The sequence below is a fragment of the Mesorhizobium sp. LSJC269B00 genome, from assembly GCF_000502815.1.
Classification (GTDB): Bacteria; Pseudomonadota; Alphaproteobacteria; order Rhizobiales; family Rhizobiaceae; genus Mesorhizobium.
In genome coordinates this window covers 134,384-154,464 of sequence record NZ_AYVN01000014.1, presented here as the reverse complement: position 1 = coordinate 154,464, position 20,081 = coordinate 134,384, and the positions used below count along the sequence as shown (strand labels likewise).

Here is a 20,081-nt window from a genome sequence, read left to right as displayed (position 1 = left end):
CAACCCCGAACCAGGAGAACGACCATGACCATCCGTGAAGCTTCCGCAGAATGGCAAGGCACGCTGAAGGAAGGCGGCGGCCGTCTGCGGCTTGGCAGCGGCGTCTTCGAAGGCGCCTATTCCTTTCCGTCGCGGTTCGAGAACGGTCCGGGCACCAATCCCGAAGAGCTGATCGGGGCAGCACATGCCGGCTGCTTCTCGATGGCGCTGACCTTCATCCTCGGCCAGGAAGGCCACGTCGCCCGCACCATCCGCACCGTCGCCAAGGTGCATCTCGGCGCGACCGCCGCCGGGCCGACGATCACCCGCATCGAGCTCGAAACGGAGGCGGAGGTCACGGATCTCGCCGAAGACGAGTTCGAACGCCTGGCGCAGTCGGCCAAGGCGACTTGCCTCGTCTCGCGCGCCTTGGCCGGCGTGCCTCAGATCACCCTAAAGGCCGTGCTGGTCAAAGCCGTCAAAGATCAATGAAACCGGGAGAATATGATGAAACAGGAGCTTATCATGGACGCAGCCGGGAATGATTTGTCCCGGCAGACGGCCGAGATCATGCATCGCTTCAACGATGTGTTCCAGCTGCACGATCCGTCCGCGCTTGCCGAGTTGGTGGCGCAGGATTGCGTTATCGAAAACACCGTGCCGGCGCCGGACGGCGCCCGCCATGCCGGCAAAGAGGCGTGCATTGACCTATGGTCGGCGATCGCCACCCAGCCCGGCACGCGCTTCGACCTCGAGGAAACCTTCGTCGCCGGTGAACGGGCGACGATCCGCTGGCGCTACTTCATGGCCGACGGCAACTCCATCCGCGGCGTCAACCTGATGCGTGTCGCGGACGAGCTGATCGTCGAGGCGATGGGTTACGTCAAAGGATAGAAGCGTTGCCCGGCACTCCCGTTCCCAGCCCGGAATCTCGCTCAAGTCGAGTTTCCGGGCCGGTTTTCTGGTCACTGGATGACGCGGTGCAGCTTCACCGTGGTGCTGGGACTGTTCTGGATCGTCTGGAAGATCACGCAATAGCGATCCGTGAGTTCGAGCAGTTGGTCGAGCTGACTTTGGGGAGCGTCGGTGTCGATGTCGAACCGCAAGCGGATTTCCTTGAAGCCGACTGGAACACCCGCAGTCACGCCGAGCGTGCCGCGAAGATCGACGTCACCTTCCGCGGAAACTTCGGCGGACCTGATCGGAATTTCGAGCACGGCCGCCGCCGCGCGCATCGAGACACCGGCGCATGCGATCAGCGCCTCCAGCAGCATGTCGCCGGAGCACAGTTCCTGGCCGCTGCCCCCGGCCATCGGATGGATGCCGGCAAGCGCCAGCCCGCGTCCGGTCTCGACCTTGCAGGTCACGGTGGACGCGTCGGCGACGCCTTTGGCCTTCAAGGTGAGGAACGCGGCCTTCGCATCCCTGCGATAGAGATCCTTGATCGGCTCCTGCGTGGCGCGAAATGTTGCGATTTCCATGAACAATCTCCTGTCTTGAATTGTCGTTGTCAAAAATGGCGAGCAGTGGCCGGGCCTTATTCCGGCACCGCGATGCCGGAGCCGCCGAGCTCAGCCGGAAAGTCCCTGAGCTTGGGCAGCCCGTCCTTCATCGGCAGCACGGTCTCAGCGTAGTTGACGTGAACTCCAGGCGTAAATTTCACGCCTGGTATCGTTGCCGCATAGACATCGACCAGGCCGAGCGGCGGATGAACGGTCATCAGATGACCACCGCATTTCGTGCAGAACTGGCGATCGCTCATTTCGGTCTTCTCGAACCCGGACAGGAACTCCAGGCCCCCCGTGACCTTGACGTTCTGAGGCTTCCACAGCGTGAATGCGTTCACGGGAGACGCCGACCACGATCGACAAGAACCGCAATGGCAATAGCCCATTGCCTCGGCGGCTCCGTGCACTTCGATTTCCACAGCGCCGCAAAAACACCCGCCCTTATGTACCGTCATGACATTTGTCCCTGGTTGGTTTCGACAGCACTCAGCGCCCTCTCTCGGCAGCGCTTGAGCACCGGTGCAGGTTTAGGAGTTCTGGCCGCGAACTGAATGATACGGCGTCCGCCTCGCTTGACAGCGCGTCCGGAACTCGAAAGGGATGGCTGACCGGCTAGCCGGGTGCGGGACGAAACGGAATGGCCGGGGATGCTCTGTCTGACCTGTTGAGGACGGTACGCCTTACCGGCGCGACGTTTTTTGACGTTGAGGGCCACGAGCCGTGGGCCGTCTGCTCGCCGGCGCCATCGTCCATCCTGCCGAAGATCCTGCCCGGTGCGGACCATCTGATCTCCTACCATGTGGTAACGGCCGGTCGCTGCTTCGCGCGCATCGTCGGCCAGGAAGCGATCGCGCTGGAGGCAGGCGAAGTCGTCGTCTTCACCAGGAGCGACCCGCATATTATGTCCAGCAATCCGGCGCTGCGCGCCGATCCGCCGACAGCCGACGTTCTCGACATCGCAACAGCCGGTCGGATGCCGTTTTACATCAACTGCGCCGGCGACGGCGCGACCTCGGCTAGGCTGGTTTGCGGCTATCTCGCCTGTGATGCACAGCCATTCAATCCCCTGCTCGAGGCTTTGCCCCCGGTGATCAAGGCCGGAGATGCCAAAGGCGATGGCGGCTGGCTCAGCCAGTTCATCAACCTGGCTGTCACGGAGGTGGCGCAAAAGCGCGCAGGCAGTGAAACGGTGCTCACCAAACTGAGCGAACTGATGTTTGTCGACGTGTTGCGCCGTTACTTGGAATCGCTGCCGCCACAAACCACGGGATGGCTGGCTGGCCTGCGCGATCCGCACCTGGCGAGGGCACTGGCGCTGATCCACGACCGGCCGGCGCATAACTGGACGGTGGAGGCGCTGGCGAAGGACTCCGCGCTGTCGCGCAGCGTGCTCGCCGAACGCTTCACCAGGCTGGTCGGCATGCCGCCAATGCATTATCTCGCCAAATGGCGCATGCAGATCGCCTCGGAGCTGCTCAGCGCCGGCTCCAGCAACATGGCCAGCATCGCCGCTGAAATCGGATACGAATCCGAGGCAGCGTTCAGCCGCGCCTTCAAGAAGATGATCGGCCTTCCGCCCTCCGCCTGGCGTCTAGGCATCCGGACCGGATCCGGAACCGACGAAGAGTAGGCCGATGCCTGCCAGATCCTGTTCTATCGATCAGCAAGCGCCAGCTTGGCCCCAAGCATGACAAAGGCGCCGGCGAAGGTGCGGCGCATCCAGGTCAGCACCATCGGCCGCGACACGACATGGCTGCGGATCGAGGCGGCAAAGATGCCGTAAGCGACGAAGACGACGAAGGTCAGCAGCATGAAGACGCTCGAGAGCTCCAGCATCTTGGCAAATGCGTTCGGTTCGGTCGTGCTGACGAATTGCGGCAGGAAGGCAAAGAAGAAGATCGACAGCTTCGGGTTCAGGATGTTGATCAGGATGCCGGAGGTGATGACCTTGGCTGCCGAGCGGGGTGCCGCGTTTTCATCGACGCTCAGGCCGCCCTTCTCCTTCAGCGTGTTCCAGGCCATGTAGAGGAGATAGGCGACGCCGAGATATTTCAGCGTCTCGAAGGCGACAGCACTTGTGTGCAGCAGCGCCGCCAGGCCGGTGATGGCGGCGGCCATATGCGGGATGATGCCAAGCGTGCAGCCGAATGCAGCAGTGATCGAGGCGCGCGCGCCTCGCGAAAGCCCGGCGCTCAGCGTGTAGAGAACGCCGGTGCCGGGCGAAGCCACGACGATCAGCGACGTCAACAGGAATTCGATGCTCATGGTTCCTCCAACGCCCTGCCCGTGGTGGAAGCTATCGGGGGATGTGGGATGAGGCAAGGTGGGCGTCGGCTAGATCGTTGGCATCCCGTGCGCCTTGCGCGCCATCAGGCAATCGTCGCCGCCAGGCATGCAGGCGTGGCAGACGTCCGGGCGGATCTCGTAGATGCCGCAGGCTGTGTGCTTGCCGATCTCGCCCGTAAGCGCCGAACAGCGCACGCCCTCGCAGCGCATCCCGGACAGGTCGGCGGACACGAACTTTTCCGGAATCCGGTCAAGTTGCGCATCGTCCTCGGTCGAGAAGCGCGGCCATTCGGCCGAGTAGGAACAGCAGGCGCCGCAGCTCTGGCAATCGAAAACCGGCTGGTCGTCCTGTTTTGACGACCGGATATCCCTGGCGGCCAACGCGACCAGCCCAGGTGCTGCGAGATTGCGATCGGCTTGGTGCGGCAAGGCGCTATTTCTTCTTGCCTGCCTTGCCCTTGGGCGTGGCGGCTGGCGCCTCGAACAGATCGGTTGCCGACGGTTCGGCGGCCTTCGGCGCGGCAGCGGGCTTGGCCTGCTTTGCAGTGGCAGCAGCCGGCGCTGCCGGCTGGTCCTTGGTGGAAAACTTTATGGCCATGTCAGTCCTCGTCGGAAAAGCGGGATGATGGTGCGCGCGGATTGCGCAAGCGGCCGATCAGCGCCGAGACCGCTGTGATGTTCATTTCCTCGGGCGACCAGTTCCTCGCCTCGGCAATGTGGTGCGCCGCCAGTTCGCGATGCGTGCTGCCGCTATAGGCGGCATCCTGGTAGGTCACGCGCTCCTGGGTCTTTTTGTCCTCGCGGACATATTCGACCAGATAGTTCGGGGCTTCGGCACGGCCGCGCACGCCGACGCGCACCTGGGCATCGCCATGCGCGCGCTTGCAGCGCTCGAGCTTTTCCAGCACACGGCGGACATATTCGACCGGCTTGTCCAGGCCCGGGACCATGGACGCGATGGTCGCATCGGCATCGATCGGCGTCGGCGGTACGCGCTTGGTGGCCATCAGCGTTTGCCTGCCCGCTTTGGCAGCGCCGCAAGGACTGCGGCCGCTGCCATGTCGTCGGCTTCCTTTTCCTTGCGCAGTTCGCGCAAGCGCGCGGTCTTGGCTTCGCGCGCCTCGCTGACGGCATCACGCTCGGACAGGATGCGGTTGAGTGACATGGACTGGGTTTGCGTCTTGCTGAACAGCGAGCCGGCCTGGTCGGCGGTCTTGGATTGCGTGGTCAAAACTTTCTCCTGTCGGGAGCCTGGTGCCGATAGAGCGAGAGCGGTCTTCGATTAGGACCAAAGCAATACGGCAGCGGGGCAGTATGGGCGGTTCAGATTGCTGGAGCGTCCCTTAGCACGTTCCGGCCGGCGTGCGGCGCACTTTTAGCGGCATGACGCACAAAATGAAAAAGGCCAGGCACCGCCTGACCTTCCATGAAAGCGCCGCGCATCCAGTTGGATGCGCAAGGCGCTCCTTTCAGCCTTTCATCGGTGCCAGTACATCCGTGGTCACCGGAAGGCCGAATTCCTTATCAGGCCGCCTTCAACTGGTCGGCGGACATCTTGCCCGACTTGTTGTCGCGGGTCATCTCGTAGCCGAGCTTCTGACCCTCGACGATGTCACGCATGCCGGCGCGCTCTACGGCCGAGATGTGGACAAAAACGTCGGCGGAGCCGTCGTCAGGTTGAATAAAACCAAAACCTTTGGTGGCGTTGAACCATTTCACTGTGCCGGTGGCCATGAAGAACCCTTTCCCTGGCAAATATTCGTTCACCATCGTGCGACTGCACAACAGCGTTTTGTCTCGATTTTTGATGGGGAAGTTCGTCAAAGGCGCGCATCATGCGCGGATAACAAAAGTCGGTCAAACAAATATCGACATATTTCTTATAGACTTCTCTTAGCGCCGAGTCAATTTCTGGTTTGGCCGCAGACCAAATTCAACCTGAGGATGCCTGAGGCATAAGCCTCAACTGACGAGGTGGCGGAGCGCAAGGCGTTCCCAAAAAATATTTCACGCCCCGGAACCAATCGCAAGCCGGCGCATTTCCGTGGTGTCAGCAATTCAGAGAGCAATCTCGGTAATGCTGGCAAAAGGACGCCTCCCGCACATTAAACGGTGCGAGAGGCGTTCTTGTATGTGCCGTTGTCTGACACAATTCCCAAGGGAAAACCGTTTGCACACTTTTCCTTAAACTTACGCTCGCCTACAGGATCGCGCTGATCAGCGGCAGGATCTCGTAGCGGAAACCGCGGCCGGAGCTCGACACCGGATCGCCGTCGGTGACCGCTCTTGCCTCGGCTTCGCTGCCGACACGCAGGATCAGCAGACCCCAAGGGCCGGCGGCCGGGTCGGCGACCGGCCCGGCCAGGATCATGGTGCCCTCGGCAAGCTTGCCGCGCAGATAGTCGGCATGCCGGCCCATCAACTCCCTCTCCTCCTCCGTCAGGGTGAAGGCGAAGTCCGGCCGAGGCGGGATCAGCCGGCAGTGGAAGATTGTTGGCGCGGTAGTCTCACGCGGTCCATCATTGCTGGCCATCGGTCACTCACCGTGATGTCATTAGTGGTCCTATTCGTCCGGGCCGGGTTCCGGCCAAGTCTCCTTCGCTGCTTCCGCATACCAGTGCCGCATCGCCGGCGTTGCCAACACGGCGTCGACGTAGGCGCGCGTGTCGGGCGCGAGCTTGCCGCCATAGGTGTCGAAGCGGGTGACGACAGGTGCATACATGGCATCGGCCGCGGTGAAATGACCGAACAGGAAGGGGCCGCCTTTGCCGTATTGTTCCCGGCACTGGCGCCAGATCGTTTCGATGCGCGCGCGCTGCATTTCGCCTTCGGCGTCGAGCGGCTTGTGGCCCTTCGGCCTGCGCAAATTCATCGGCCAGCCATAGCGCACCTCGCGAAAGCCGGAATGCATCTCGGTCGCTACCGAGCGGGCCAGCGCTCGGGCGCCGATATCCTGAGGCCAAAGCTTTTTCTCCGGAAACAGGTCGGCCAGATATTCAAGGATGGCAAGGGTTTCCCAGACAATCCTGCCATTGTGATTCAACACTGGCACAAGGCCGGTGGGCGAGACTTTCGCCAGAGCGGCAAAGGTTTCGGGCGTGCGCAGGCGCACGAAACCTTCCTCGAAAGGGATGTCCAGATGCTTCATCGCCACCCATGGCCTCAGCGACCAGGACGAAAAGCACTTGTTGGCGATGATGAGCGTAAATTCAGCCAAGGCGGTCTCCCCAAAATTTCGTCACACTAGTCACATGATACGACGCGGCAAAGCGTTTCGGCGACCATATAAGCGACCAGATGCGACGATGATCGCCGCCCAGGGAACCTAAGCCAAGCCGGCCCGTTTGCCTCCTGCGAATGAATCCCCGGAATCCCAGGAGATGCAAAGATGGTGAACAAGGATCAGGTTGCCGGCGTGGCCAAGCAGGTCAAGGGCTCGGTCAAGGAGGCCGGCGGCAAGGCGACCGGCAACAGGCAGACCCAGGCCGAAGGCACTGCAGACAAGACCGCCGGCAAGGTGCAGAAGGTCTATGGCGACGTGAAGGACAAGATCAAAAAGGCGCTCTGACCCGATCTCGCAGGCAATGAGGAAGGCGGCTCAAGGCCGCCTTTTTCTTGTCAGAGGCTGAGACTCTTGCTGAAGGCGCTGGTGAACTTGACCTCGCCGTGGTCGCCGGCCGCCTCGCCCAGCACTACGTCCATGCTGTCCCCGGTTACCCTCACCAGCGCGAAGCCGCCCATATAGGCGGCCTTCGGCTTGAACAGGTCGAGGCCATCGCTCTTGTAGATCATCGGCACTTCGTGCTGATGGCCATGGAAGATGGCGATGACATTGTAGCCCTTCAGCGCCGCCAGCAGCGCCTGGCGGTCGGCCTCGCTCCACCAATGCGGCGCGCCTGCGCCGTCATCGTCATAGGTGCGCTTGGCCGGGTCCCAGCGCTCGACCGAGAAAGTGTCCCAGCCATAGTGCTGGAACAGGATGACGGGACGGCCATCCGCCGCGTAGGTCGCCAGATCCTGCTTCAGCCACGGCAGGCTGCTCACCGCGCCATGGCCGGTGTCGCCGGCAAAGCGGTGGGTCTGGACGAGATGCAGGCCGCCCCAGTCCCAGGAATAGCAGTCGGTGTCGACATCGTATTCGGTGGCCGGCACCGGCGGCTTGAAGAACACGCCGGGGCGGTGGTTGATCTCGACATAGTCGCGCAATTCACGCCGGTACCAGTCGACATGGGGCGGCGAGCCGTTCTGGTCGAGATCGTGATTGCCGAGGCCGACATAGACCGGCATGTGCACGCGATCGGGACCGACGCCCTGTTGATAGCGCTGGCTGAACTGCAACAGTTGCGTGCCTTCGCTGGGCTCGGTGATCTGGCCGCCGCCATCGTCGGTGATGTCGCCGCCGACAACGAGGCCGAGCGGCGCATCGATGCGGCCGCCGGCCGAACGCAGGCGGGTTGCAACGCCATCGATCTCGACTGGCCATTGCCGGCCGGCCAAGCCATTGAGGACAGCGACATTGCGCAGCAAGGCGGCGTCGGTCTTGCCTTCCTCCAGGCAGTTGGGGCTGAGGCCGCTCGACATGCGGCAGGCATGGACGTCGGCGATGAACAGAAAGGTGGCGTCGATGGGCTGGATGCGCTTGCCGGTCTGGCCAAGCGCGGCGCGCGGCAGCATGCCAGCCATGGTAAGGCCGGCTGCCTGTGCGAGGAAATTGCGACGGGAGAGGACGAGCTTGCGATTCATGACCTGAAATTCAGCACAGCCGGCGCCCCACCGTCCAGTTGCCAGGAATGGCAGGTCGACACGGCACTGTGGCTCTGGCATTTCTTGGGTCATGCTGGCGCGTAGCAAATACAAGCAGAGGGGGAGGATTTCATGAGAGCCGTTTCGATAGGCGTGGTGCTGGCTGGGTTGCTGCCGGCGGCTGCGGTGCATGCCGCCGATTGTGTCGACGCAAAATCGGCCAAGGCCGGCTTCGTTCTGGAAATGCCTGGCGTCCGCAGCGAGTTTCGGCCGGTGGCCGGCGGCATGGTGTCCGTCGCCAACAACTACGAATCGCAATCGCCGCAGACACAGTTCCTGTTTGCCGGCCTGGTCGAAGTGTTTCGCGACAGCGATACCGGACGGGTGGCGACGATTCCGTTTTCCGATCTGCGAAAACTGTTTCCGCTGAAGACGGGAGCCAAGAGCACGATCGAATTCGTCGAGTTGTCGCCGAACAAGCAGCCGAAGAGCACCAAGACACTGAGCCTGGTCGTCAAGGGCAAGGAGACGTTCAGCGTCGGCGGCTGCAAATACAACGTGCTGGCGGTCACGGAGACCTTCAAGAACGGCGCCGGCGAAACGCTGGACACATTCACCGCGCTTTATGCTCCCGATCTGCAAGCGTCTCTCGCCCGGCGTTACGACGAAGGGACCAGCGCGGAATCGGTGAACGGTTACGAGACGATCAAGCCGCTTTCCAACTAGAACAGCGCAGTTCCGGCCTCAAGGTTTTCCCGGCCGCAGCAGGATCCTGCGACGCCGCTTCGCTCTGCTCGGGAATGGCGGCGTTGAGCTGCCCTGAAGTTCGGCCAGGCAATCGCGCAGCACGCTGGCATCCTGTGCCGCCTTGGCCATCGACATGGCGCCGGAATAGGCGGCGATGGCGAGTGCCGCAAAGCGCTCGGGGTCGGTGCCCTGCTCCCTCCCCGACTGCTGGTCGGCTCGCACCTTGTCGGCAACCGCCTGACGCCATCCGGCAAAGATATCGTCCAGAGCGGCGCGGAAATCCGGGTCAGCGAGCGACAGTTCATGCGCCAGATTGTTGAGCGGACAGCCGCGCACGAAGCCTTGCTGCTCAAGCTCGGTCGCCACCGCCTCGAACACCGCGCGCACGCCTTCGCGCGCCGAGCCTGCCGCCCGTACAGGGTTGATCCAGGTTTCATCGAGGGCCGCTGCCACGCGCTCCTCGATCACCGCCAGAGCGAGCGCCTTCTTCGTCGGGAAATGATGATGCAGCGCGCCGCCGCTGACGCCTGCGGTCGTCATCAACTCGCCAAGAGCGGATGCATGATAGCCACGCGCCTGGAACGACGCTTCGGCGATATCGAGCACCTTGTTGCGCAGCCCTTCGGGATCGTTGGTGCGTTTTCGCGGCGGCCCTTTCGGAGCCCGAGCAATCTCTGCTGACATTTGCCAACGATAGCAGATTGACAAAACAGGACAACCGGTCTGTTTTATAAACCGGATGATCATCCTGTTTTTGGAGACGACACAATGACCGTACCCCTGAATGCGCCTGCGACGGCAAGCCTGCTCGCTTCGCCTGTCGTCGAGTTGCGGCAGTACACGCTGAAGCCGGGACGGCGCGAGACGCTGATCGACATCTTCGACAGTCGGTTCATCGAAGGCCAGGAACACGCCGGCATGACCATCATCGGACAGTTCCGCGACCTCGACCGCCCCGACATATTCGTCTGGCTGCGCGGCTTCGATGGCATGGAAGCGCGGAAGCAGGCGCTCACCGCCTTCTATGACGGGCCGGTGTGGACGGCGCACCGCGACGCCGCCAATGCGACGATGATCGATTCCGACGATGTGCTGCTCTTGAAGCCGGCATGGCCAGGCGCCGGCTTCGATCTGTCAGGCGCGCAGCGAGGCGCCATGCCGGCGGATGGAAAGCCAAGCGCAGACAATGGCTTGACCGGTGTTGTTGTCATCCAGATTCATCATCTGCGGTCTGGCGCCGAAGCCGATTTCGCCGGCAATTTCGAAACGGATGCCGTTCCGGTCCTTATCGGCGCCGGCGGACGGTTGCTTGGCGCCTTCATCACCGAGCACGCCGAAAACAGCTTTCCCCGCCTGCCGGTGCGCTTGAGCGAAAACGTCTTTATCGCGGTGACGGGTTTCAACAGTCCCGAGGCGCATGCCAGTTACGAAGCCGCAGTTGCCGCTTCGCCCCAATGGCAAGCGGCCGATGTGACCTGGCGGACCGAAACCTTGCGCCTGACGCCGACGTCGCAGTCGCTGCTGCGGTAACCGGATCGGCACGCGGCCAACCGAAGTTCATACTGAGCGATAGGCCGGCGGCTTGACCGCCCTCGCCGATCGGCATTGCCTTCGTGACGCGGGCAACAGCGAGAGCATTCGATGCGACTTGGCCTTCAATGAGACTTTCTGGCAAACGAGCATTGGTGACCGGCGGCTCGGACGGCATCGGCCTGGCGATATCGGAAGCTTTCTTGCGCGAGGGCGCCGACGTGCTGATCGTCGGTCGCGACACCAGCAAGCTCGAGACCGCCCGCGAGACCCTTGCGGCGGAGGGCAACGTCGGCACCCAGTCGGCCGATCTCTCGACCTCTTCCGGCATCGATGCCGTGGTCGATCGCGCGAAAGCAACCGGCCCACTCGACATCCTCGTCAACAATGCCGGCGTCGCCTATCTGGTGCCGTTCGAGACCGTCACCGAGCACCTCTTCCAGCAATCCTTCGCGCTCAATGTGACGGCGGCGTTCTTCCTTACCCAGCGGCTGCTGCCGCATCTCGGCGCCAACGCCTCCGTCATCAAAATCTCGTCCTACTTCGCCGACAAGATGATCCCGAAGCGGCCGTCGAGCCTGTATTCCTTGTCCAAGGGCGCGCTGAATTCGCTGACCAAGTCGCTGGCCTTCGAGCTTGGTCCGCGCGGCATCAGGGTCAATGCGATTGCGCCCGGCACGGTCGACACCGCCATGCGGCGCAAGTCGATCGACAACCTGCCGGCGGCAGCGCAAGCCGAGCTGAAAACCTATGTCGAGCGCAGCTACCCGCTCGGCCGCATCGGCCAGACCAGCGATCTTGCCGGCATCGCCGTCTATCTCGCCAGCGATGAGGCGGCGTGGACCAGCGGCGGCATTTTCGCGATCGATGGCGGGTATACGGCGGGGTGACCGTTTGGACGGCCCTCGGCCTCGAACAAGCGGAGCACTTGACCAAACTTCCGATACCGCGTCTGTCTGCAGATTGAGCAATGCTTCAGACATTCGTGGTGCCATGCCGTCTATCGATCCACTGATCCTCTTCTACACAACGTTCTTCAGCAAACCCGTCGATATCGCGTCGATACAGTGCGAAATGCCCGGGCGGTGGACACTGGACAAACGACGGATTTCCGAGGCCGCGGCAGTCGTCTTCCATATTCCGAACTTTCGCGAAGTTGGCGATGCCTACAAATACCCTGGTCAATATTGGGTCGCCTGGTCGATGGAATGCGGCCAAAACTACAAGCGACTTGCCGACCCCAAAATCATGCGGCACTTCGATATCATCATGACGCATGAATCCCGGTCCGATGTCTGGGTACCCTACCTTCCGCGTGCGGTGTGGTGGAAAGATGCGCTGGCCAGACCAATCGTGCCGAAAACGGAAGAAGCGCCGGTCGCACTCTTCCAGTCGGCCGGCCTGAATTATAGCGGCCGTGTCGATCTGGCGAACGAACTGGCGCGCCACATGAAGATCGATTCTTATGGCCGATATCGCAACAACCGATCGGTCTCTGGCCCCGATCTGGGCTCGAAGACCAAGATCGAAACCATTGCGCGGCACAAATTCTGCCTGGCCATGGAGAACTCGATCGAGGCCGACTATGTCACCGAGAAAATCTATGACGCGTTCATGGCCGGCACGGTGCCGATCTACCTTGGCGCTCCCAATGTGGACGAGTTCGTTCCGGAGCACTCCTTTATTGACGCCAGTGCCTTCGCCAGCGCCAGCGATCTTGCAGCCTATCTCCAGCGCCTGATAGCAACGCCGCAAGACTACGAGGCTTATTTCGACTGGCGCTCAAAGCCATTGCCCGACAATCTCGTCAAACGGGTGCAATCATTGGAAACACCCGCGTTCTGCAGACTGATGAGCGTCGTGCGCCAGCGTCTGGAGGCGCGGACAAGCAAGCCTTCCGGACGGCGAACACTTCCGTTCGGCTATAGATCCTATCTCAGGACAAAGCTGCGCCGTTGGAGGAAAAAGGTTCCGAGCTGACGGTCCGCGATCAGGCGCGCTTTCAGCAAAATACGGAGGACAAAGAGCGTCCCTTGCGACGTCGAGACGGCTTCGACCTTGCCGCCATGCATCTTGGCAATCCCCGAGGCTATGTGGAGGCGCTCCCAGGGTGGACTTGAAATTCTCGGCTTCGCGATCCGAAGCTCGATCCGGATGCGATGCCGGATTTTGGTCGGGAAACTGAACAGAAGGACAAGCGCGTAAGCTACCTCATCGCTGCTGTTGCCTGTGAGACGCCGGTACGGATGGTAGTTTGGATCGTGTGGCAGCGTCGCTCGTAGGTAGACGTGAATTGCGCATTGCTGATCCTGGGGGAAGTTTGCGTAGAGCAATCCGCCAGCTCGACATGATCTCATCGAGCAAATCCGCAAGTTTCCGTCCACTTTATGGGATCAAGCCGCACTGAGGAGCAATTTCCTTCACACGAAAGTGGAGGGTGCAGGATCCCGAAGGCCGGCGCTACCGCTTCAACCGATTTACTGCCTGCCGGCCGCAATCTCTGCTTGAAGGCCATTGTGCAACGCGATACGCCGTTGCCGAATTCGATCGTCGGAGAGACAAGTGACCGCTGCCAGGACCAGAACCGAAACCGACACGTTCGGCCCCATCGAGGTTGCCGCCGACCGTTACTGGGGCGCGCAGGCGCAGCGTTCCCTCGGCAATTTCAGGATAGGCTGGGAAAAGCAGCCGGCCTCGATCGTGCGTGCGCTCGGCATCGTCAAGCGAGCGGCGGCGGAAGCCAATATGGAGCTGAAGCGGCTCGATCCGGAAGTCGGCAAGGCGATCATCGAGGCGGCGCAAGAGGTGATCGACGGCAAGCTCAACGACCATTTCCCGCTGGTCGTGTGGCAGACCGGCTCGGGCACGCAGTCCAACATGAACGCCAACGAGGTGATCTCCAACCGGGCGATCGAACTTCTGGGCGGCGTCATGGGCTCGAAGAAGCCGGTGCACCCCAACGACCACGTCAATATGAGCCAGTCGTCGAACGACACCTACCCGACAGCCATGCACATCGCTTGCGCCGAGCGCATCGTGCACGATCTGCTGCCGGCGCTTAGGCATCTGCACGCCGCGCTCGAGGTCAAGACAAAGGCTTTCGCCCACATCATCAAGATCGGCCGCACCCATACGCAGGATGCCACCCCCCTCACGCTGGGCCAGGAATTTTCCGGCTATGCCGCACAGGTGGCCTCTTCGATCAAGCGCATCGAGATGACGCTGCCCGGCCTGCAGGAACTGGCGCAGGGCGGCACCGCAGTCGGCACCGGCCTCAATGCGCCGGTCGGCTTTGCGGAAAAGGTGGCGGCGCGCATCGCCGACATTACCGGCATTGCCTTCGTCACCGCGCCGAACAAGTTCGAGGCGCTCGCCGCGCACGATTCCATGGTGTTCTCGCATGGCGCCATCAACGCGGCGGCCGCCGCCCTCTTCAAGATCGCCAACGACATCCGCTTCCTCGGCTCCGGCCCGCGCTCGGGCCTCGGCGAACTGTCGCTGCCGGAAAACGAGCCGGGTTCCTCGATCATGCCTGGCAAGGTCAACCCGACGCAGTGCGAGGCTCTGACGCAGGTCTGCGTGCAGGTGTTCGGCAACAACGCCTCGCTGACCTTCGCCGGCAGCCAGGGCCATTTCGAGCTCAACGTCTACAACCCGCTGATGGCCTACAACTTCCTGCAGTCGGTGCAGCTGCTGGCCGACGCTTCGATCTCCTTCACCGACAATTGCGTCGTCGGTATCGAGGCGCGCGAAGACAACATCAAGGCCGCGCTCGACCGCTCGCTGATGCTGGTGACAGCGCTGGCGCCGACGATCGGGTACGACAATGCCGCCAAGATCGCCAAGACCGCGCACAAGAAGGGCACCACCTTGCGCGAGGAAGCACTGGCCACCGGGCTGGTCAGCGAGGCAGACTACGACCGGCTGGTGCGGCCGGAGGACATGACGCATCCGGGTTAAGCGATTCCAGGGAAAGTGCCTTGCGTTTCCTCGGGAAGCGCGCAGCCCCTCTTCTTGGGAATTGCGTCAACTAGAATCCGAATTGTGTGGCGGGACAATTTGCTCCCGCCGCTGCTGGCCGCGACAAGAATTTTGCGTCGGTCGAACGATCCCGAAATGTACGTCCTGTGAACAATGCGTCGCCGGACTGGCGGCTTTGGTGAACAGTCGGCTTGGTCTATCTGACGGGACATCAACCCTTTTCGGAGAGCCACCATGTCCATCAACACTTCCGCTGCCGGCGCCGGCATCGCGTCCAACAGTTCCACCACCATCCTGCTCGGCCGCATCCTGCTCGCCGCCATCTTCCTGCTTTCCGGCTTCGGCAAGCTCACCGCCATTTCGGGCACCGCCGGCTATTTCGGCGCCATGGGCCTGCCGGTGCCGACCATAACGGCCATTGTCGTCGGCCTGATCGAATTGCTCGGCGGCCTTGCCGTGCTCGTTGGCTTTCAGACCCGCATCGCCGCCTGGGTGCTCGCGGTCTTCACCATCGCTTCGGCCTTTGTCGCCCATACCGGCTGGGCCGACCAGAACCAGATGATCCATTTCCTGAAGAACGTCGCCATCACCGGGGGTTTCCTGCTGCTGGCTTCCTCAGGCCCTGGCGCCTACTCGATCGACGCCAAGCGCGGCTGAGCTTTCCCTCCCAAGCCTGAAAAAAGCGGCGTGGAATTTTCCACGCCGCTTTTTCGTTGTCTGCCCAAGCGCGCGCCCGTCCCATCCCTGCTAGGATCGGTCTCGAAACAGCCGGCGGACAGACAACGGAGATGACCATGCCCCGCGATGCATTGCTTCTGATTTCCCGGCTGCTGCTCGCCGCCCTGCTCGTTCCCTCCGGCTACCACGCGCTCGCCGACATTGCCGGGACGACCGGCTATTTCGCCGGCCTCGGCATGCCATTGCCGACGCTTGCCGCCTGGGGCACCGGGCTGTTCGAGTTGATTGCCGGTCTCTTGATACTGGTCGGCTTTCAGACGCCGGTCGTTGCGATACTTCTTGCCGCTTTCTGCATCGTTGCAGGCTCCATCGGCCACTACGGCCAGGGCGGCGATGACCCGATGCTCACCTTCCTGCACCAGCAGATGCTGATGAAGGATATTGCCATCGCCGGCGGATTCCTGGCGCTAGCCATGGCCGGCGCCGGGGCCTGGTCGATCGACGGGCGCGGTGCCGCGGTCTGATATCGTCAAATATCGTCCCGGTTGAACCATCGATGCCCGAGGCAGGTCGACCCCCACTCCGTCTCGGCTTCGCCGAGCCCCCTCTCCCCCGATCGACGGGGTAGAGGAAGGGCGCGAGCCTATTGCCGCCAACGCTTTCCAACGAGGCTCCCTTCCTTTCCCTCCGGGGGGGGAAGGTGGCGGTGCGAAGCAGCGACGGATTGAGGAAGCCGGTCCTCGAACGCGAGGCCGACGACGACATGGTTTTGCTGTCAGGCCGCGCCTACTTCACCGACACGCTCTGCCCACCCTCGACCGCCAGCACCAGCCGGCGGTTGGTGATCCGCGCCAGTTGCGCCAGCCGTCCGGCCGGGCGTTCGCCGTAAAGATCGGAAAGTGAGGCCGGCAGCACCAGCGCCAACGTGCCATTGCCGCGGTTTTCCCATTTCAGCCGCGGCATGACGCCGGGCATGGCCGCAGTCAGCAGATAGACGACGCGCAGCACCGCCGCCAGGATGCGGGCGCGATCGAGATAGCGCGGCGTCGCCAGGCCGCGGATTTCCGGCGCCGCATCGTTGAACACGCCTTCGTGGCGGAACAGGCCGACCAGCGCCAGGAAGGCACGGCCGGGGTGATCGACGCCGATGAAGGAGGCGTGGGCAATGATGTTGAGCGACTGCTTGCCGCGATATTCCGGGTGTGCGCGCCAGCCTATATCGGCCAGCAGACAGGCAGCGTGGCGATAGCGTGCCTCATCCTCCGTCTCGTCGATGCCGAAGGCGGCAAAGGTCTTGTCCGTCCATTCGACAAGCTCATGCGCATGGGTGACCGAGCGCGACCGCAGCCGCGCCAGTTCCTCCGAAGCGGAGACCAGCGGATCGGCCTTCTGCTCGGCAGGGTCGAGCAGCGAATAGAGAAACCCTTCGCGCACGCCCAATGCCGAGACGATGATCTTCGACGGTTGCATCGCCGCCATGATCTCCTGCAGCACGACCGCGCCATAGGGCAGCAGCGAACGGCGGTTCTTCGACACACCTTCGATGCCCTTGACCTTCTCGATCTCGCCTTTCGCCACCTGCTTCAGGAAATTGGCGGCGCTTTCGACACCGATCTCATAGTGGTGCATGACGCCAAGCGGGTAGTTGGTCATTTCCATGTGCAGCCGGGCAAGGTTTCGCCAGGTGCCGCCAACGGCGTAAAAGGGCCGTCCCAGCCCGCCCTTCAACAATTTGGCGCGCGCCAGTTCGTCGCGGGTGATCTTTGCCGCCTGGGCGAGCGAATTCCTGGCCATGTCCTGCAGCCGCAGGCCACCCAGCGGCAGCGTGATGCCGTCGCCGATCGCCTCGCCATTGATGTCGATAAGCTCCAGGCTGCCGCCGCCAAGATCACCGGCAATGCCATTGGCGGGGTGGAAGCCCGAAATGACGCCAAGCGCCGAATAATGCGCCTCCTGCCGGCCAGTGAGCACGCGGATCTCGGTCTTGAGCACATCCTGGGCGCGGTGGATGAAATCGGGGCCGTTGATCGCTTCGCGGGCCGCGGCCGTCGCCAACACATACATGTGCTCCGCGCCGGCCTGGTCGGAGAGCGCACGGAAACGGCGGAACTCCTCCATCGAGCGCGTCACCGCCTCGGGGTCGAGCTTGCCGGTCGAAACGATGCCGCGGCCTAGGCCGGCCAGCATCTTTTCGTTGAACAGCAAGGTCGGCGAGCGCGCCAGCCCCTCATAGACGACAAGGCGGATCGAGTTCGAGCCGATGTCGATAATGGACAGCGGCCGGCGATCCTGCAGCCGGCCTTGGGACGTTGAAATCATCAGCCGGTGTTCTTCTTGCGACGCTTGAACTGCGCGATGCGCTTGGGCGCATGCGACTTCAGCGCGTCACCCCGTCCCGACAGGCTCGGATTGGTCATGAAATATTCCTGCGCGTTGAACGGTTCCTCACCCTCCTCCAGCACGACGCGCCGGGAGGTTCCGTCAGCCAATACGTCGAAACTTTGCTGGTTGTCCATGATGTTGCCCAGCATGATCTGGCCAAGGATCTGTTCATGCACCGTCGGGTTGGTGATCGGCACCATGGTCTCGACGCGGCGGTCGAGATTGCGTGGCATCAAGTCGGCCGAGGCGATGTAGACGATCGCCTCGTCCGACGGCAGGCCATGGCCGTTGCCGAAGCAATAGATGCGGCTGTGTTCGAGGAAGCGGCCGACGATCGACTTGACCCTGATGTTTTCCGACAGGCCGGGCACCTGCGGCCGCAGGCAGCAGATGCCGCGCACGACGAGATCGATCTCGACGCCGGCACGGCTGGCGTCATAGAGCGCATCAATGATGTTGGGATCGACGAGCGCGTTCATCTTCATCCAGATGCGCGCCGGACGGCCAGCCAGCGCGTGGGCGACCTCGTCGGCAATGTGCTTGAGGATACGGCTGCGCAGCGTAAACGGCGAGATGGCGATCCGCATCTCATCGGTCGGCTCGGCATAGCCGGTGATGAAGTTGAACAGCTGGGCGACATCGCGCGCGATCGTCGGATCGGTGGTGAAGAAGGACAGGTCGGTGTAGATGCGCGCGGTCACCGGATGGTAGTTGCCGGTGCCGAGATGGACATAGTTGCGCAGCTTGCCGTCCTCGCGCCGCACCACAAGCGACATTTTCGCATGGGTTTTGAGTTCGAGGAAGCCGAACACGACCTGGACGCCGGCGCGTTCGAGGTCGCGCGCCCAGCGGATGTTGGCTTCCTCGTCGAAGCGCGCCTTGAGCTCGACCAGGGCGGTTACCGACTTGCCGGCCTCGGCCGCGTCGACCAAGGCGCGCACGATCGGGCTGTCGTTGGAGGTGCGGTAGAGCGTCTGCTTGATCGCCACCACCTCCGGGTCGGCCATCGCCTGGCGCAGGAACTGGACCACCACGTCGAAGGATTCATAGGGGTGGTGGACGACGATGTCCTTCTCGCGGATGGCCGCGAAACAGTCGCCGCCATGCTCGCGGATGCGCTCGGGAAAGCGTGGATTGTAGGGGGTGAACTTCAGGTCGTCGCGTGGCACGGCGACGATCTCGGAAATCTGGCTGAGCGCCAGCGGGCCGGTCAGAACGCTGATGCGGCTCGAAGAGACGCCAAGCTCGCCGGCGACGAACTCGCGCAATTCGCCGGGCATCGACTTGTCGAATTCGATGCGGATGACCGAACCGCGGCGGCGCCGCTTCAGCGCCGTCTCGAACAGGCGCACGAGATCTTCCGACTCTTCCTCGACCTCGATATCGCTGTCCCGGATGATGCGGAAGGTGCCGGAACCCTTGACCTCATAGCCGGGGAACAGCTTCCCGATATAGAGGCCGACAGCCTCCTCCAGTGGAATGAAGCGAACGTGCTGCTTGCGGTCGGGCAGGCGGATGAAGCGCTTCAGCGCCACCGGCAGGCGCAGAAGTGCGCTCATCTCCTCGCCATTCTTGCGGTGGCGCAATTGCAGCGCCATCGAGAAGCCGAGATTGGGAATGAACGGAAACGGATGCGCCGGGTCGATCGACAGTGGAGTCAGGACCGGGAAGACCTGGTCCTGGAAATGGTCTTCCAGCCAGACTTTCTCATCCTTGGTCAGTGCATCGCGGGTGATGCTCTCAATGCCTTCCTTGTTGAGCAGCAGCATCAGCGCCGAAAGGCTGTTCTGCTGGTCCTCCTGCAGCCGCTCGACCTCGCGCAGCAATTGTTCCAGCTGCTGCTCCGGCGTGCGGCCGTCGGGGCTCTTGAGCGCAATGCCTTCGCGCACCTGGCCGGCAAGGCCGGCGACGCGGACCATGAAGAATTCGTCGAGATTGGCGGCTGAAATTGACAGGAAACGGACGCGTTCGAGCAGCGGATGGTGCTGGTTCTGGGATTCCTCGAGCACACGCCGGTTGAACTGCAGCCAGGAGAACTCACGGTTGACGAACCGATCGGGGTTGCCGCCCTCGGGGCTCGCCACCTCGACATTGATGAATTCGCTCTGCACCGGCTTCAGTTCGTTCATGGTTCCTGCTCTTCCCCCGCCAACCGTCCCTTGGAGCGCCGCTGGACGTGCCATGCCTCTAACACGCTTTTGTGGCGCATGACCCTTCGGCGAAAACCGTTCCGATTTCAGGGACATG

25 protein-coding genes are annotated in these 20,081 nt (G+C 62.5%); 11 read left to right on the top strand and 14 right to left on the bottom strand.

What is annotated here, in order from left to right:
• The first annotated feature begins 24 nt into the window (after window positions 1-24).
• Entirely contained in the window at window positions 25-471 is a 447-nt protein-coding gene (locus tag X771_RS140020; RefSeq protein ID WP_023689922.1) for an OsmC family peroxiredoxin, read from the top strand.
• A gap of 15 nt (window positions 472-486) precedes the next feature.
• Window positions 487-873, top strand: coding sequence for a nuclear transport factor 2 family protein (locus tag X771_RS140025; protein WP_023828901.1), 387 nt, complete (start codon window positions 487-489; stop codon window positions 871-873).
• Between the two features lie 71 nt (window positions 874-944).
• Here the strand turns inward: X771_RS140025 and X771_RS140030 are convergent, their stop codons facing one another.
• Window positions 945-1,460, bottom strand: coding sequence for an OsmC family protein (locus X771_RS140030; RefSeq protein ID WP_023671510.1), 516 nt, complete (start codon window positions 1,458-1,460; stop codon window positions 945-947).
• 56 nt (window positions 1,461-1,516) lie between these two features.
• Window positions 1,517-1,942, bottom strand: coding sequence for a GFA family protein (locus tag X771_RS0134995; RefSeq protein ID WP_031203141.1), 426 nt, complete (start codon window positions 1,940-1,942; stop codon window positions 1,517-1,519).
• 182 nt (window positions 1,943-2,124) lie between these two features.
• Between X771_RS0134995 and X771_RS140035 the strand changes: the two genes are divergently transcribed.
• A complete protein-coding gene (locus tag X771_RS140035; protein ID WP_023689919.1) occupies window positions 2,125-3,117 on the top strand; it encodes an AraC family transcriptional regulator in 993 nt (330 codons plus the stop codon).
• Window positions 3,118-3,140: 23 nt separating this feature from the next.
• On the opposite strand, the gene X771_RS140040 is transcribed toward X771_RS140035, so the two are convergent.
• The 8 genes from X771_RS140040 to X771_RS140065 form a co-directional block, all read right to left on the bottom strand.
• Window positions 3,141-3,752 carry a LysE family translocator gene (locus X771_RS140040; protein ID WP_023689918.1) on the bottom strand — a complete coding sequence of 204 codons (612 nt, stop codon included), beginning with the start codon at window positions 3,750-3,752 and terminating at the stop codon, window positions 3,141-3,143.
• A gap of 69 nt (window positions 3,753-3,821) precedes the next feature.
• The gene (locus tag X771_RS140045) at window positions 3,822-4,154 is read right to left on the bottom strand and encodes a YkgJ family cysteine cluster protein (RefSeq protein WP_023671506.1); all 333 of its coding nucleotides are present in this window, start codon (window positions 4,152-4,154) and stop codon (window positions 3,822-3,824) included.
• Between the two features lie 52 nt (window positions 4,155-4,206).
• Window positions 4,207-4,371 (bottom strand): hypothetical protein, encoded by a 165-nt coding sequence (locus X771_RS1000000168915; RefSeq protein WP_023671505.1) that lies wholly within the window; start codon window positions 4,369-4,371, stop codon window positions 4,207-4,209.
• 1 nt (window position 4,372) lies between these two features.
• On the bottom strand, window positions 4,373-4,780 hold the full coding sequence (locus X771_RS140050; RefSeq protein WP_023671504.1) for a hypothetical protein: 408 nt from the start codon (window positions 4,778-4,780) through the stop codon (window positions 4,373-4,375).
• Window positions 4,780-5,004, bottom strand: a complete 225-nt coding sequence (locus tag X771_RS140055) for a hypothetical protein (protein WP_023689917.1) — start codon at window positions 5,002-5,004, stop codon at window positions 4,780-4,782. The genes X771_RS140050 and X771_RS140055 overlap by 1 nt, the downstream gene beginning before the upstream one ends.
• Window positions 5,005-5,297: 293 nt before the next feature.
• The gene (locus X771_RS140060) at window positions 5,298-5,507 is read right to left on the bottom strand and encodes a cold-shock protein (RefSeq protein ID WP_023671502.1); all 210 of its coding nucleotides are present in this window, start codon (window positions 5,505-5,507) and stop codon (window positions 5,298-5,300) included.
• A gap of 466 nt (window positions 5,508-5,973) precedes the next feature.
• Window positions 5,974-6,306, bottom strand: coding sequence for a YciI family protein (locus X771_RS0134990; protein ID WP_050587489.1), 333 nt, complete (start codon window positions 6,304-6,306; stop codon window positions 5,974-5,976).
• Between the two features lie 30 nt (window positions 6,307-6,336).
• Window positions 6,337-6,990: a glutathione S-transferase family protein gene (locus tag X771_RS140065; protein WP_023689914.1), complete on the bottom strand. Its 654-nt coding sequence runs from the start codon at window positions 6,988-6,990 to the stop codon at window positions 6,337-6,339.
• 171 nt (window positions 6,991-7,161) lie between these two features.
• Here X771_RS140065 and X771_RS140070 point away from each other — a divergent pair, with 171 nt between their 5' ends.
• Window positions 7,162-7,341, top strand: a complete 180-nt coding sequence (locus X771_RS140070) for a CsbD family protein (RefSeq protein WP_023671498.1) — start codon at window positions 7,162-7,164, stop codon at window positions 7,339-7,341.
• 50 nt (window positions 7,342-7,391) lie between these two features.
• Here the strand turns inward: X771_RS140070 and X771_RS140075 are convergent, their stop codons facing one another.
• Entirely contained in the window at window positions 7,392-8,516 is a 1,125-nt protein-coding gene (locus X771_RS140075; protein ID WP_023689913.1) for a metallophosphoesterase, read from the bottom strand.
• Window positions 8,517-8,648: 132 nt separating this feature from the next.
• Here X771_RS140075 and X771_RS140080 point away from each other — a divergent pair, with 132 nt between their 5' ends.
• Entirely contained in the window at window positions 8,649-9,242 is a 594-nt protein-coding gene (locus tag X771_RS140080) for a hypothetical protein (RefSeq protein ID WP_023689912.1), read from the top strand.
• An 18-nt stretch (window positions 9,243-9,260) separates the two neighbouring features.
• Here X771_RS140080 and X771_RS140085 read toward each other — a convergent pair whose 3' ends face one another.
• The gene (locus tag X771_RS140085) at window positions 9,261-9,947 is read right to left on the bottom strand and encodes a TetR/AcrR family transcriptional regulator (RefSeq protein ID WP_023689911.1); all 687 of its coding nucleotides are present in this window, start codon (window positions 9,945-9,947) and stop codon (window positions 9,261-9,263) included.
• An 84-nt stretch (window positions 9,948-10,031) separates the two neighbouring features.
• Between X771_RS140085 and X771_RS140090 the strand changes: the two genes are divergently transcribed.
• The 6 genes from X771_RS140090 to X771_RS140115 all read left to right on the top strand — a co-directional run bounded on the left by X771_RS140090 (window position 10,032) and on the right by X771_RS140115 (window position 15,976).
• On the top strand, window positions 10,032-10,793 hold the full coding sequence (locus tag X771_RS140090) for an NIPSNAP family protein (RefSeq protein ID WP_023689910.1): 762 nt from the start codon (window positions 10,032-10,034) through the stop codon (window positions 10,791-10,793).
• Between the two features lie 128 nt (window positions 10,794-10,921).
• On the top strand, window positions 10,922-11,683 hold the full coding sequence (locus X771_RS140095; protein ID WP_031203138.1) for an SDR family oxidoreductase: 762 nt from the start codon (window positions 10,922-10,924) through the stop codon (window positions 11,681-11,683).
• Window positions 11,684-11,687: 4 nt separating this feature from the next.
• Entirely contained in the window at window positions 11,688-12,773 is a 1,086-nt protein-coding gene (locus X771_RS140100) for a glycosyltransferase family 10 (RefSeq protein WP_245262757.1), read from the top strand.
• Window positions 12,774-13,355: 582 nt separating this feature from the next.
• A complete protein-coding gene (fumC, locus tag X771_RS140105; RefSeq protein ID WP_023671491.1) occupies window positions 13,356-14,753 on the top strand; it encodes a class II fumarate hydratase in 1,398 nt (465 codons plus the stop codon).
• A 255-nt stretch (window positions 14,754-15,008) separates the two neighbouring features.
• Window positions 15,009-15,431: a DoxX family protein gene (locus tag X771_RS140110; RefSeq protein WP_023671490.1), complete on the top strand. Its 423-nt coding sequence runs from the start codon at window positions 15,009-15,011 to the stop codon at window positions 15,429-15,431.
• Window positions 15,432-15,568: 137 nt separating this feature from the next.
• A complete protein-coding gene (locus X771_RS140115; RefSeq protein ID WP_023715186.1) occupies window positions 15,569-15,976 on the top strand; it encodes a DoxX family protein in 408 nt (135 codons plus the stop codon).
• Window positions 15,977-16,238: 262 nt separating this feature from the next.
• On the opposite strand, the gene ppx is transcribed toward X771_RS140115, so the two are convergent.
• Together ppx and X771_RS140125 are read right to left on the bottom strand one after the other, a co-directional pair.
• Complete coding sequence (gene ppx, locus X771_RS140120; protein ID WP_023689906.1) at window positions 16,239-17,771, bottom strand: exopolyphosphatase; 1,533 nt, start codon at window positions 17,769-17,771, stop codon at window positions 16,239-16,241.
• Window positions 17,771-19,963, bottom strand: coding sequence for an RNA degradosome polyphosphate kinase (locus X771_RS140125; RefSeq protein ID WP_023689905.1), 2,193 nt, complete (start codon window positions 19,961-19,963; stop codon window positions 17,771-17,773). The genes ppx and X771_RS140125 overlap by 1 nt, the downstream gene beginning before the upstream one ends.
• Between the last annotated feature and the right edge of the window lie 118 nt (window positions 19,964-20,081).